Annotated in this window: 7 protein-coding genes; 4 read left to right on the top strand and 3 right to left on the bottom strand. The window is 65.4% G+C overall.

Annotated features, from left to right (window positions below):
- The first annotated feature begins 512 nt into the window (after positions 1-512).
- The 4 genes from ACX40Y_RS05365 to ACX40Y_RS05350 all read left to right on the top strand — a co-directional run bounded on the left by ACX40Y_RS05365 (position 513) and on the right by ACX40Y_RS05350 (position 6,600).
- A complete protein-coding gene (locus ACX40Y_RS05365; RefSeq protein ID WP_459118520.1) occupies positions 513-1,019 on the top strand; it encodes an RNA polymerase sigma factor in 507 nt (168 codons plus the stop codon).
- On the top strand, positions 1,016-1,972 hold the full coding sequence (locus tag ACX40Y_RS05360) for a FecR family protein (protein WP_459118519.1): 957 nt from the start codon (positions 1,016-1,018) through the stop codon (positions 1,970-1,972). The genes ACX40Y_RS05365 and ACX40Y_RS05360 overlap by 4 nt, the downstream gene beginning before the upstream one ends.
- Positions 1,973-2,107: 135 nt before the next feature.
- Positions 2,108-5,332 (top strand): TonB-dependent receptor, encoded by a 3,225-nt coding sequence (locus tag ACX40Y_RS05355; protein WP_459118518.1) that lies wholly within the window; start codon positions 2,108-2,110, stop codon positions 5,330-5,332.
- A gap of 11 nt (positions 5,333-5,343) precedes the next feature.
- Entirely contained in the window at positions 5,344-6,600 is a 1,257-nt protein-coding gene (locus ACX40Y_RS05350; RefSeq protein ID WP_459118517.1) for a purple acid phosphatase family protein, read from the top strand.
- A 43-nt stretch (positions 6,601-6,643) separates the two neighbouring features.
- Here ACX40Y_RS05350 and manD read toward each other — a convergent pair whose 3' ends face one another.
- The 3 genes from manD to ACX40Y_RS05335 form a co-directional block, all read right to left on the bottom strand.
- Entirely contained in the window at positions 6,644-7,852 is a 1,209-nt protein-coding gene (gene manD / locus ACX40Y_RS05345) for a D-mannonate dehydratase ManD (RefSeq protein WP_459118516.1), read from the bottom strand.
- 94 nt (positions 7,853-7,946) lie between these two features.
- Entirely contained in the window at positions 7,947-10,559 is a 2,613-nt protein-coding gene (locus ACX40Y_RS05340; RefSeq protein ID WP_459118515.1) for a glycosyl hydrolase 115 family protein, read from the bottom strand.
- A 141-nt stretch (positions 10,560-10,700) separates the two neighbouring features.
- Positions 10,701-13,802: a TonB-dependent receptor gene (locus ACX40Y_RS05335; protein ID WP_459118514.1), complete on the bottom strand. Its 3,102-nt coding sequence runs from the start codon at positions 13,800-13,802 to the stop codon at positions 10,701-10,703.
- Between the last annotated feature and the right edge of the window lie 380 nt (positions 13,803-14,182).

Raw genomic sequence — 14,182 nt, 5'->3', positions numbered from 1 at the left:
AATCCGGGCGGCTCGCCGAAGCCCGCGCCCGCGCCAAGCAATCCCGCCCGGCCCCGCATCGCGGCAACCGAACGATGCCCGGCGCAACCGAGCACATCTCCGCACGCACACACGCCCAGGCGCTTCGTGCAGGCAAGCCATTGCTGCCCCCTTCCAAGCTATCCTTTCCGCATTATAGTTAAACTGGCAGATGAACTTGCCATCACGAGTAAATTTCGTGCCCTGTGATTTTTAGCACAGATCAGGCCTATGTAAGATTACGATATTGATAGACCAAATGACACTTGATCACCGATCTATTCACAATCGTGCGATTATCATTCACCGAAACAACCGCGCCAGGACAATGCCATTCGACGACGGTCGCTGTAATTGCAACGCTTCCGAAACGGTCTGTCTTGCTATTTCTCCCTCAGACGGCGCTCCCCGGATGACGGGATGGCGGGCGCAGGACACTTCCCCAAAGTGTCACATGGCATGGCTAGGGCGCCGGCGTGGTTCAAGCATGCGCCATGACCGACGACGACGCGCGCGACTGGGTGGGCATCCGCCGCGCGGTGCTTCGCTATGCCCAGCATCGCGCTGGTCGCGGTGACGTTTCGGAAGACGTCGCGCAGGAAACGCTGGCCCGGCTGATGCACCTCGCCCAGACCGAGCAGATCGGTAGCATCATGGCACTGGCGTTTCGCATCGCGGACAATCTGCTGGTCGATCTCCACCGCCGCGAAACCCGGTTCGGCGCCGATCTCGACACCGAATGGCAGAGCGATGCGCCCTCGCCCGATCGCGTGCTGGATTCGCGAACGGCGGTGGCGGTGTTCCAGCGGTGCCTGCGCAGCATGCCCCCGCTCCGCCGCGAGGTGCTGGTTCGCCGTCGCCTGCACCATCAGGGCTGCCGCGAGATCGGTGAAGCACTCTCCTTGACGCCGAAGGCGGTCGAGAAGCATATCACGCGCGGTCTTCAGGACCTGCGCCGCGCAATGACCCGGGCCGGCATCGATATCGAGGAGGCCCTGTGACGTCCGCCGATCTTCACGCAATGGACGAAGCGGCGGCGCTATGGGTTCAGCGCATGGCGATGCCCGTGCAGGATAGCGAGACGGCCGCCGCCTTCGATCGCTGGATTCTCGAGAACCCGAACCATGTCGAGCGCTATGCCCGGATGGCGCAGCTCTGGCAGGCGGACGGTCTGACGCGCGCGCTTCGCGAGGTTGTCGAGCCTTCTGCGCGGTCGCACCCGCTGGCGCGGTGGCGCGGGCTCGGCGGAACGGGGCGCCACGCCGCACGGCTGATCCCGGCGCTGGCCGCGGTGATCCTGCTGCTGGTGGCGGTGCCGGCGATGCTGCGCGCGCCGATCCGCTATGCTGCGCCGCGCGATGCGATGCGCGAGGTGAAGCTGGCCGATCATTCGCATGTCCAGCTCGCGCCCGGCGCGCAGATCGCGGTGCGGCTGACGCCCTGGTCGCGCGAGGTGACGCTGGAACGCGGCCAGGCCTTTTTCGACGTCGCGCACGAACGGCTTCGCAACTTTGCCGTCGATGCAGGCGACACCCGCGTGCGCGTGCTGGGCACCGCGTTCGACGTCGATCGGCTCGACGGGGAGCAGGTGATCCGCGTCTATCGCGGCACCGTCAGCGTTGCGGCGGGCGCTGGCCGCGAATGGCGCCTGCCCGCTGGTTCGGGCCTCGCCGTGCGCGGCAGCAACGCGCGCACGCTCGACGAAGTCACCGGCACTCGCCCCGATTGGGCCGAGGGCTGGTTCGATGCGAGCAACACGCCCGTCCGCCAGTTGGTGGCGCATCTCAACCGCACCTCGCCCGTCCCGATCCGGCTCGCGGAACCGGTGCTCGGCGATCTTCAGGTCACCGGCCGTTTCCGGCTCGACGCGCCGGAGGAGGCGCTCCGCGCGGTCGCAGCGATCCATGATCTGCACCTCGAACGCGATCCGAACGGCTATTTACTGTCACGCTGACGGCGCACGCCAGTTGTGGCGCCTTGTCATCAAAGAATAGAATTGATGTAATTTTTCAGTAACATAAATATTTTGTCGGGTTTCGCCGATCCTGCCGTCTCTCGGGCAGTTCACGATAGCAGAACGAGGGGGTCCATGTTTCCGAATTTCAAGTACGGCGCCGGTGTTTCGGCGCTGGCGTTGGCGTGCGCGGTCGTTGCGGCCGGGGTCGAACCGTCGCGGGCACAGGTCGCGGGCGAACGCAGCTTCACCTTCGCGATTCCGGCGCAGGATCTCGCCAGTGCGGTCCGCGCCTTTTCCAAGACCACCGGCCTTCAGATCGCAGCCTCGCCCGATGTGCTGCGCGGCCGTAACAGCCATGCGGTTCACGGCGTCATGTCGGCGGAGCGGGCGCTGAAGCAGCTGCTCGGCGATGCCCGGCTCGACGTCGTGCGTCAGGGCAGCGCCTTCGTGTTGCGCCCGGGCCGGCCGGCCGAGCCTCGTCCGGCCGCCGCCAAGTCGCAGTCCGCATCGTCGCCGGCGCAGCACATGGCGGACCAGTCCCGCACGCCCGATCCGGTGGACGAGACGCGCCCCGAGGAGATCGTCGTCAACGGCTATATCGAGGCGGTCCAGCGCTCGCTCGCCAAAAAGCGGAGGACCGACGTCATCTCCGATACGGTCAGCGCCGACGATATGGGCAAGCTGCCTGCGAACAATGTCGCTGAATCGCTGGCGCGCATGCCCGGCGTCAATGCCGTGCGCGATCCCAACACCGGCGAGGGCGATCGCATCACTGTGCGTGGGCTTTCAACCGAGCTGAACAATTATTCGATCAATGGCGTGCGATTGGGCGGCGCCGGCTCGCGCGACGACGTCTTCTATCGCGGCGTGCGGCTCAGCGTGCTGCCGCCCGACGGCATCAAGGAGATCACCGTCTACAAGTCGCTGACGCCCGATCGCGACGGCGATGCGCTGGGCGGGTCGGTCGACATTTCGACGCCGACCGCGTTCGATCAGACGCCCACCTATTTCCGGCTGTCGGCTGAAGGCGGGATGCTCGACAAGTTCGATCGCCCGATGTCCGGCCAGATTTCCGGCGCCGCGTCGCGCCAGTTCTCGGACTCGCTCGGCGTGTTCGTCGCGGCGAGCTGGAGCCGGCGCAAGTCGCAGTTCGAACAGAATGGTGTCGATGGCGATAACCAGCCCGACACCTGGTATGCCGACAGCGAGACGCTGGGCTGGGATCCCAACCGGTTCGTGATGCGCGGCATGGATCTCGGCGTTGGCGAAACCGATGTCCGCCGTTGGGGCGTCAATTCGAGCGTCGATTTCCGATCGGACGATCACGACCTGCACCTGCGCGGCCAGTATAACCGCTATCGCAAGAAGCAGTTTCTCAACCGGCTGAACTTCCGCAACGATACGTCCAAGAACTCGACCCGGCTGGTGCAGGTCGATCCCGAAGACAGTTCGCTGAAGCAGCCGGACGACAATATCATCGGCTATGATGCCAAGCTCGGCCGCATCTATGGCTATAGCGTCACCCAGATCGTCGACCGCGATCGCGACGGGCGGATCACCGATGCCGATCGCTCGTCCAAATCCTTCTACAGCCTGTTCGGCGGATCGGGCACCTGGGATCCGCAGGGCTTCCGCCTTCGCCGTTTCTGGGAGGCGGAGAATGAGACCGGCAGCCTGGCCTCGGCCAATTTCGGCGGTGAATCGCGGTTCGGCACGCTGCGTGTCGATTACGACGTCTCCTATTCACAGTCCGAGGACAATCTCGACGACGGCTACGAGATGGAGTTCCGCAGCGACAAATATGGCTGGCTAGGCAACAATGGTGTGCTGTTCAGCAGCTCGGAAGATTCGCGCTTCCCCAAATGGCTGCTCAACGATGCCGGCCTCACTGCCGTGCAGGATCCGTCGCAATATGCGTTCAACGGCCTCGAAGGCGAAGTCGGCGGCAGCCGCGAGAAGCTGTGGCAGGCGCAGTTCAACGCTGAATGGCGGCCCGATGGCGGCTGGCTGGAAGCGGTGAAGGCCGGCGCGAAATTCTATGACTCGCACCGGCGTACCTATGAAGGGTCGTTCCTCGATCTGAACGCCAGCGGCACCTTGGCCGACTTCTCGGATTTCTACGGCAAGGAAGTGACCAGCCTGTTCGGCGGCGCCTATTCGGGGCTTTACCGGCTGGGCACCACGATCGACAACGAGGCGATGCTCGCCGAGCTTCAGCGCGCCGAGCAGGGCGAAAGTTCGGTGTTCGACGGCTTCGCGGTCGATCCGTCCAATGCCACCCTGTCCGACGAGGACAGCTTCCGCTTCGAGGAGCGGGTGATCTCGGGCTATGCGATGGCGACCGCGCGGCTGGGCAACGTCCAGATCATCGGCGGCGTCCGGCTGGAGGCGACCCGCAACACGATCGAGGCCTGGAATGTCGATCCGGTGCGCGGCACGCGCTTCGCCAATGATCGTTCGAGCTTCGACAACTGGTTGCCCTCGATCCACGTCAATTACGATCTGAGCCAGCAGACGCGGCTGCGCGGCGCCGTGTGGACCAGCTTCGCGAGGCCCGACATCGCCCGGATGAGCTCGGCCCGCAACTATAGCTACGATCAGGATCCGGACGGCGACGGCGTCGTCAATCCGACGAGCGAATGGGTGCTGATCGGCATCGAACAGGGCAATCCCGATCTGAAACCGCTGCGATCGACCAATATCGACGTGTCGCTCGAACATTATGCCGGCCGGACCGGCGCCTATTCGGTGGCGATCTATTACAAGCAGATCGAGAATTTCCTGTTCCGATCCTCGTCGAGCAACATCCGCAACGGCACCGTCGGCGAGAACGTCAATCCCGAGGGCGTCGCGATCTCGATGCCCAACAACGGCAAATGGGCGGAAGTCTACGGCATCGAGCTCAACGGCCAGCAGCTGCTCCACTGGCTGCCCGGCGTGCTCGGCTCGCTCGGCATCGGCGGTAATCTGACGCTCCAGCGCTCTAAGGCGGTGACCGGCCTGTCCTGGCATCCCGAAGGCTATACGCTGCCGCTGATGGAGACGCCGGAGACGATCGCCAATCTCCAGCTATTCTGGGAACGCGACGGCTGGGAAGTCTATGGCGCGTGGAACTATCAGTCGAAGATCCTGTCGGGGATCCAGGACTTCGGCAACGATCCCTATCAACAGGGCTATCAGTTCGTCGACCTGACCTTCCGCCGAACCTTCCTGAAGAAATCCTCGATCCAGCTTCAGGTGCAGAACCTGTTCGATTCGCACACTTATTGGCAGACGGTGTCGTCCAGCCAGGGCGCGAGCCGCGCGTACATCAAGAACGGCCGCAGCATCTCGCTCGGCTTCAACCTGATCTTCTGAAGGAGCGCCCGATGCAACGAAGGCTCGCCCTTGCCCTGTCCGTCCTCGCGCTGCCGATGCTGCTGGCGGCGCAGGACGTCCCCGACGCGCTGGCGCCCGCCAGCATCGTCCCCGAACGGATCGTCCTCAACCTCACGGCCAGGCCCGCGACGGAAATGGCGGTGACGTGGCGCAGCGCGCCCGGCACCGCCGGGATCGTCCAATATGCCCGCGCCACTCCCGGCCCCGACTTTGTGAAGGCGCCGCAGACGGTGGCCGCGACCACCGACGACGCCACGCTCGACGTGCAGGAACAGGCCGGTTTCCGCGCCGCCTATCATTCGGCGGTGATGACCGGGCTCGCCCCTGACACAGTCTATGCCTATCGCGTCGGCGACGGTGTCCACTGGTCCGAATGGTTCCAGTTCCACACCGCCGCCGCAACGCCACAGCCGTTCCGCTTCATCTACATGGGCGACATGCAGAACGCGATCCTGTCCGAAGCCTCGCGCACGCTGCGCATGGCCTTTCGCCAGGCGGGCGACGCCGCATTCGTGATCCATGCCGGCGATCTGGTAAACCGGCACAATGCCGATCGCGAATGGGGCGAATGGTTCGCCGCCGGCGGCTTTGTCTATGCGCAGACGCCGCAGATGCCGACGCCGGGCAACCATGAATATGTGAAGGATCCCTCGGCCCGCGCCGGATCGTCGCTCACCGGCCAGTGGCGCCGCCAGTTCACCCTGCCCGACAACGGCCCGGCCGGCGTACCCGAAGGCGCGGAGACCAACTGGTACACCGACTATCAGGGCCTGCGCCTGATCTCGGTCGATGCGCCGCAACTCGATCGCAATGCCGAGGGCCGGGCGGCGACCGTCGCGTGGCTGGAGGGACTTCTCGCCCGCAACCCCAGCCGCTGGACGGTGATCTTCCTCCACTTCCCGCTTTTCTCGAGCGATCCCGACCGTGACAATCCCAAGGTGCGTGCTGCGCTGAAACCGCTGATCGACAAGTACAAGGTCGATCTGGTGTTGCAGGGCCATGATCACGGCTATGCCCGCGGCGCGGTCGGCCCGGATGGACCGGCCGCCGACGATCGCGGCGCCACCTATGTCGTCGCGGTCGCCGGCCCGAAGATGTACGATGTCGGCAAGCTCGACTGGGCACGCAAAACGGCCGCGCATACCCAGAGCTATCAGGTGATCGACGTCACCCCGACGACGCTGACCTATCGGGCCTATACCGCCACCGGCGAACCGCTCGACACGCTCACGCTGCGCAAGCGCTGACCCCCATGCGCGCCCAGCCGCGACGGGCCGGCGCGCCTTGCGCTCACCAGTTCCACATCGTCCCGTCCTCGAGCCGCGCGACCGGCAGGCACGCCATCTTGTACGGATATTTGGCGGCCAGTTCCTCGTCGATATCGACGCCGTGTCCGGGCGTCTCGCCGCAATACATATAGCCGTTCTCGAACCGGTAATCGTGCGGGAACACGGCGTCGGTCGCTTCCGAATGGCGCATATATTCCTGGATGCCGAAATTGGGCACCCAGCTGTCGAAATGCAGCGCCGTGCCCATCGTCACCGGCGACAGGTCGGTCGCGCCGTGGCAGCCGGTCCGCACCTGATAGAGCGAGGCGAGATCGGCGATGCGGCGCAGATGGGTCAGGCCGCCCGCACCGACGATCGTCGCGCGGATATAGTCGATCAGCTGGTTCTGGATCAGGTCCTTGCAGTCCCAGATCGTGTTGAAGATCTCGCCCACCGCCAGCGGTGTCACCGTGTGCTGGCGCACCAGGCGAAACGCCTCCTGGTTCTCGGCGGGCGTGCAATCCTCCAGCCAGAACAGCTGATAGGGCTCGAGCATCCGGCCCAGATTCGCCGCCTCCTGCGGCGTGTAGCGATGATGCCCGTCGTGCAGCAGGTGATGGTCGAAGCCATAGGTTTCGCGCAGCTTCTCGAACAGCTTCGGCACCGTGTTCAGCGCCTTGCGCGTGTCCCAACCGGTTTCGCTCGGCAGCCGGGCATCGGCGGGCTCGTAATACAGGTCGCCGCGGCCGACGCCATACGCATCCTTCACGCCGGGAATACCGGTCTGCGCGCGGATCGCCTTATAGCCCATGTCGATATAGCGGCCGACCGATTCCACCGTATGGTCGATGTCCGATCCGTTGGCATGGCCATAGACCATCACGCGCTCGCGGCTCTTGCCGCCGAGCAGCTGGTACAGCGGCATGCCCGCCATCTTGGCTTTGATGTCCCACAGCGCCACGTCGACGGCGGCAATCGCCCGCATCGTCACCGGCCCGCGCCGCCAATAGGCACCGCGATACAGATATTGCCAGATATCCTCGATCCGGCTCGGATCGCGGCCGATCAGGCACGGGATCACATGATCCTCTAGATAGGCGACCACCGCCAGCTCGCGCCCGTTCAGCGTCGCATCGCCAATGCCGTACACGCCCTGATCGGTCTCGATCTTCAGTGTCACGAAATTGCGGCCTGGACAGGTGGTGATCACCTTGGCGGATTGAATCTTCATGCGAATCCTCTGAAAAACAGGCCGTCTCGAACCAGGAATTTCTTGGCCGCGTCAGATTGGCCTGTCAAGTTCGGAGAACTGGTAAGGCCACTCCTCACGACTGGGGGCCCAGATAGGATGGCGACACCGGCACCGTAGCCAGCACCAGTTTCTGGAGAATGACATTGTCGTCAATCCGCCACACCCGCACGCGGTGACGCCCCGCCTGGAGCGGGCCGGTGCGAACGGAAAGGCGCACCGCATTGTCGCACACCGCCTGCGCCCAGCGCCGCTTGCCCGGCGTGTCTTGCGCGCCGCCTGTCGCCTCCAGTTCGACGCGCAGCTCCTGCACCGGCCCATCGTCCACCGCGACGGCGATCCGGCCGCCGCCCCCGCCCGACGTGTCGAGCGTCGGCACCAGGTAGAGCGTCAGTTCGCCGTCCCCCGCCACGGACACGGTGGCATCGTAATCGAGCCAGATCCCGTCCGAAACGCGCGTCGCCGGCTGCCCCTGCGGCAGCGCGACCACTGCGCCCGCCGTCCGGCCCAGATGCGGGATCGTCACCCAGCGCAGCCCCTTTGCGTCGCTCCGCCGCGCGAACGCCGTGGCCTCGATCGCGGCCACGCCCGCCCGCGCTGCCCTGGGCGCGACGAATGTCGGCGCCGGCCGTTGGCGATCCGCCGGCGTGTCGCCGCCGACCCGGCTGATGCTCGGCATGGACTGCCGGGTGGGATCGTTCCAGATGACGTAGCTCATATGGACCTGCGCCATCATGCCGTCCCACTTGCCGCCGTTGATGCGATGATAGCGCTCGGTCAGTTCGGCATCGCGCCTGAACGTCGCCTCCACCTGATCGGCGAAGTAATTGGCCCGGGCATCGTTGCGCGAGGCGAGCAGCTTGTTCCACGCGGCGGCGTAATAGAGGCGATAGAGGTTCGCCATCGCGCTGATCGGATGTTCGATCAGCTGGTAATAGGCATCGTGCTGGTCGGCGCGCAGCCGGGCGCGCGTCGTCGCCATCTGCGCCTCCAGCGCGTCCCACTGCGCCACCAGCGCCCCGAATTCGCCGCCGTCGAGCCCAGCCTCGGTGATCCCGCCGAGCGGGAAGCTGTCCTGATCGATCAGTTCGGGTTTCCGGCGCGCGGCATATTGGCTGTACGCGGTTATCATCTCGCCGATTGCCGCCGCCTCGCCGGGGCCGAACGTCGCTTCGGCCCAGCGGCGCGGATAGGCGGCCAGCGCGTCGGGCTGCACCCCTTCCGGGTTCCAGGCCATCGCCATGAAGAACCCCAGCGGATATTCCATAGGCTTGATATCGCCAACATTGACGATCCACATCGCCCGCGCGTCGTGGCGATAGGCAAGGTCCATCTGCTGCCAGACCTTCTCGATCTGGTTGGTGTTGATCCACTTGTAGTTGCGGGGCACGCCGACGTAATCGAAATGATAATAGACGCCCTGCCCGCCCTTGCGGCGGCGGTCGCCCGCGCCGGGCAGTCGGCGGATCTGGCCCCAATTGTCGTCCGCGAACAGCAGGATCACATCGTCGGGCACCTTCATGCCCTGGTCGTAATAATCCTGCACTTCCTTGTAGAGCGCCCAGACCTGCGGCTGCGCCTCGGCGGGCCGGCCGGTCACGTCGGCGATGATCGCGCGCTGGTCATGCACCACCCGTTCGAGCAGCTGCGTCGCGGTCCCTTCGGCCATCGCCTCGTCGCCGTCGCCGCGCATGCCGATCGTGACGACCGATTCATAGCCCTTGCCGTCGCCCTTCGACATCATCCGCTCAATGCCGCCGCGCCAGAAGGTCCGCAGATTTTCGGCATTGCGGGTGTAGTCCCATGCGCCGCCGGTCACGCCGCCTTCCTTGTTGCGATGCCATTCGGCCTGTGCGCGCAGCATCGGCTCGTGATGCGAATTGCCCATCACCACGCCCATCGCGTCGGCCAGCACCATGCTGCGGGGATCGTCGTCAGCGAACGCCTTGCCCCACATCGCCGGCCACAGATAATTGCCCTTCATCCGCAGCAGCAGTTCGAACACATGCGCGTACATCGCGGAGTTGACGCCGCCGAACGCCTTTTTCGCCCAGCCGCTGAGGCAGGGATCCTCGTCGTTGATGAAGAAGCCGCGATAGCGCACGCCCGGCTGCTCGCGCGCAGTCGGCACCGCCAGCGTCACATCGCGGCGGCGCAACACCGGCACATCGGCGAACCAGTACCAGGGCGAAACGCCCATCCGCTCGGACAGGTCATAGGTGCCGAACACGGCGCCGCGCCGATCCGATCCCAGCACGACCAGCGCCTCGCGCACGCCCGGAAACGGATTGCGCACGACGACGCGGCGATAGGCTTCCCATTGGCCGCGAAGATCGTCGACCGAAAGCGTGCCGGCGGCGACCAGACGATCAACGATCGGGCTGCGGCCGACGTCGGCGACGATCACCAGCGGCCCGCGCGTGGCCCCCGGTTCGCCGCGCAGCACGCGCGGCTTGCGGCCCGATACGCGTTCCAGATCGTCGGCAAAACTCGTCGCGACATGGCCGATCGCCGAATCCGCCGCCGCATCGATCAGGATGTCGGCTGGCTGGCCGTTGGCGATCAGCGTGAAGGAGGCAGCATCGGCCGCGGCGGCGGCCGCGCCGGATGCCAGCGGCGCGAGCAGCGCGGCGCCGGTGGCGGTGGCAAGCAGCGTGCGCCGCGACATGCTGGCATGGGTATCGTTCATCGTCATTCTCCCGGTCGCGATTGGATCGCGGCACGGCGCACGCACGATACCGCATGAAAATCCGCGTCCCGGCGGCGGGGATGGGAGTCCGCTGGGACGCGGAAGGCCGGGCCGTCTGACGAGCGGCCCGGCACTAGGGTATCAGAAGCTGCCGCGCAGACCGATCAGCACCTGGCGACCCGGCTTGTACTGGGTGAACGTCGCATTCTCGAACTGGAAGTAGGAACGCAGCGTCGCATCGGTGAAGTTCGACACGTTGATCGTCAGCTGCGGCGCGTGGCGAACGCCCAGCAGCTTGTCGAGGTCGAACGCCGACGAGAAGTCCCAGGTGGTATAGGTGGTGCCATAGAGCGCCGCCGCCGGGATGCCGTTCTGCGCCGTGCCGCTGTTCTGCGAGCCTTCGCGCGAGGTCACGGCGACGCGCAGCATCACGCCGCCACGTTCGTAATAGCCGGTCACGTTATAGGTGAAGGGCGAAACGCCGAACGCCGTTGCCGCACCGTCGCTGGTCTGGTCGACGAGCGTCGCGTTGGCGTTGAAGCCGAAGCCGCGCACGCCGAACTTCTCGGTGATGAAGTCGAGCGGCTGGACCCACTGGAATTCCAGGCCGTTGATCTTCAGCTTGTTGTCGACGTTGATCTGCGACGTGACCTGCACCTCGGCCACGGTCGGGCCGCCGCGCGAGTTGATCGCGATCTGTTGCGTGGGGTTCAGCGTGTCATAGGTGATGCCATATTGCGCGAGCGCGCTGAACGGCACCGTGGTGATCGAGGTGGTGGTGAAGCCTTCGATCGACTTGCGGAACGCGTTGAAGCTGATCACGCCCTCGCGGCCGGTATAATATTCGAAGCCGAGATCGATATTGTTCGACAGATAGGGCTTGAGCGCCGGGTTGCCGATGCTCGCCTGATCGGCCGACGGCGCACCGAAGCTGACGCCCGGCAGCTGGGCCGCCGGATCGGGGCGCGTCATCGTCCGCGACGCCGCGACGCGGACCACCGCGTTGGAGCCGACGTCATAGGCAACCGTCGCAGCCGGCAGCCACTTGGTATATTCGTTGCGCGTCGAGACGATGTTGACCACGTTCGGATAGCGCGAACCATCGGGCAGCGTGCCGCCCCCGGCCGGGCTGTTGCGCGGATCTGCGATCGAGACGCGGCCTTCGATCGTCTGGATCGTGTTGACGTAGCGCACGCCCGCATTGAAGCGCAGCATGTTGCCGCCCAGTTCCTGCTCGCCGTTGATCGTCGCGAATGCCGATTTCGCGATCTCGCGGATGAAGCCGCCGCTGGCGCCGGTGTTGGTGCCGCCGCTCTCCGGCGCATTGTCGTGATAAAAGTCGTAGTTGCTCGCCTTGCGGAATGCATCCCAGTCGACCGTCACGAAGCCGGCCGGCCCCGGCATCAGATAATTGGGTGCCTCGCTGTTGGGGATCAGCGATCCGCCATAGGTGACCGTGCCCGTCTGCCCGGCGGTGTAGCCAGTGCCATAGCCCGGATAGGTCGGATAGCCGGCCGGCGCCGCGCCCGGCGCATCGAGGCCCTGGCAAGGCGGCTGCGAGTTGGGCGAGGGCACATAGATGCTGGGATTGTTGCCGCAGGTCGCGTTCTGCCACGGCCCGGTATTGTCGAAACCGCGGATCCGGCGCGAGATGTTGTCATAGGCGCCGCCGACCTTCAGGTTGAGCGCGCGTTCACCCCAGGTCACGTCGCCGCGGATGCCCTTGCTCTCGTTGCGGCGGCGTTCGTCCTGCATGTTGACGCGGCTGCCCGCGTTCCAGCCGAAATTGTTGGGATCGTTGAGGTCGAGGCTGCTCGTGATCTCGGGGATGCCGCCGGTGGTGTTGAACGTGACGGTCGCGCCCTGGCCGAGCGGCGTGGTGAGGCCCACCGTCGGGCTTTCGCGGTGGAAGGTCGACCGCGCATAATTGCCCTGCAGGTTCACCTTCAGCGTGTCGGACACTTCCCACATGCCGCCCGGATTGACGCTGAACAGCTCGGTCGTCTCGGTATAGGGGCGGAATTCGTTGAAGAACTGAACATTGGCAAAGGTGCCGCCGGTGACGGTGCAGCCCGCGCTGCAATCTTCCTTGTCGAACGTCAGGTTGGTCGGGATCAGCGCGCCGTTGCGCACGATCCAGGCGACGTTTTCGCGGATCAGCTCGTTCTTCTTGTAGCCATACAGGCCGTCGACATAGAAATTGAGCGTGTCCGACGGGCGCCATTCGGCGCTGACGATCGCGTTGACGCGGTCGCGCGGGCCGCGGATGCTGGTATTGCGGCCGAGGCGCGGCAGCAGGCCGTTGTCGATCTGCTCGATCGTCGCACCCGGATTGTTGGCGAGCAGGAAGTCACGGTCGATCACCGTGCCGGCGACCAGGCCCGCGCCAGCGCCGGCCGGCACCACCGCCGGGATCGTCCAGTTGCCGCCGCCGGTGCTGTTGCAGCCCGAGGTCGCGCCGCACTGCGCGGCGGTGAGCGCCGGGTTGGTATAGCCGATCGTCTCGAAGCCGCGCGTGTCGGTAAACAGCCGCTGGGCCGAAACGCCCGCCAGGATGCCGACGGTGTCGTTGCGCCAGCTGCCGATCAGCGATCCACGCACGCCGATCTTGTCCTCGGGCGTCTGGTTCGAACCCTGGATATTATACGCGACGAACGAATCCGCACGGTCGAACGGCCGCGCCGACCGCAGGTCGACATTGCCGGCCGCGCCGCCTTCCAGCAGGTCGGCGGTGTAGCTCTTGTTGACGGTCAGCTTGGTGAACAGGTCCGTCGGGAAGAAGCTCAGGTCGACCGAGCGGTCGGTGCCCTGCGCGTCGGTCGCGCCCGAGGAGGCGACCGCGATCGGCGCGCCGTTCAGCGTGACGTTGGTGAAGTTCGATCCCAGGCCGCGAATCGCGACGTTCACACCCTCGCCCGTCACGTCGCGGGTGATCGTGATGCCGGGAATGCGGTTGAACGATTCGGCGATGTTCGTGTCCGGGAACTTGCCGATATCCTCCGCGAAGATCGAATCGATGAAGCCGGTCGCTTCACGCTTGGCATCCACCGCCTTGGCAAGGCTCTGGCGATAGCCGGTGACGACGATTTCCTGCTCGGCGCCCTGCGCGGCGGGGGCTTCGGTCGATTGCGGCGCGGCCGGTGCGGTCTGCGCCCATGCGCCGGCGGCGAAGGTCATGCTCAGCATCGTCGCGCACGACAGGGCGGCGCGAATCGAACGAATGCGGCTGGTGTTGGAATGCATGTCTGATCCCCTCGAATGATCGCGCCCCCGTTTTGGATGGCGTCGTTGTTTCTGGTTTTGGATGTTGCCGGCGGTGCTGGCCTGTCCATTCGGCCTGGTCGCGCCGGGTCTGTCGCAGCTCGACGCTAGCTGGCGTCGCCGCCTTTGATCGCACGCGATATTCGCACCATCAGTTCCCCTCGCTAACCGGCGCCATCTTTTGTCATGGTCGCGTCTGTTAGCGGTAACTTTCACCTTTTGGCCCGACCGTCAAGCAACCTCTGGCCAGACCAAAGCAAATTAATTGGAAAGATCGTGGGAGCGATGCAAATTTGCCACGGCGCCGCATGGGCAGATCGGCAGGACGTGCGACTACGCCGCGGTGCGACGCAGGCGCCGCG

Source organism: Sphingomonas sp. RS6 (assembly GCF_054489705.1).
This window is presented reverse-complemented; position numbering and strand designations above follow the sequence as displayed.

Bases quoted from the DNA above. Each gene is read 5' to 3' on its own strand.
- ACX40Y_RS05365 (WP_459118520.1), top strand. From the start codon at position 513: ATGACCGACGACGACGCGCGCGACTGGGTGGGCATCCGCCGCGCGGTG.
- ACX40Y_RS05355 (WP_459118518.1), top strand. From the start codon at position 2,108: ATGTTTCCGAATTTCAAGTACGGCGCCGGTGTTTCGGCGCTGGCGTTG.
- ACX40Y_RS05340 (WP_459118515.1), bottom strand. From the start codon at position 10,559: ATGAACGATACCCATGCCAGCATGTCGCGGCGCACGCTGCTTGCCACC.
- ACX40Y_RS05350 (WP_459118517.1), top strand. From the start codon at position 5,344: ATGCAACGAAGGCTCGCCCTTGCCCTGTCCGTCCTCGCGCTGCCGATG.
- ACX40Y_RS05335 (WP_459118514.1), bottom strand. From the start codon at position 13,802: ATGCATTCCAACACCAGCCGCATTCGTTCGATTCGCGCCGCCCTGTCG.
- manD (WP_459118516.1), bottom strand. From the start codon at position 7,852: ATGAAGATTCAATCCGCCAAGGTGATCACCACCTGTCCAGGCCGCAAT.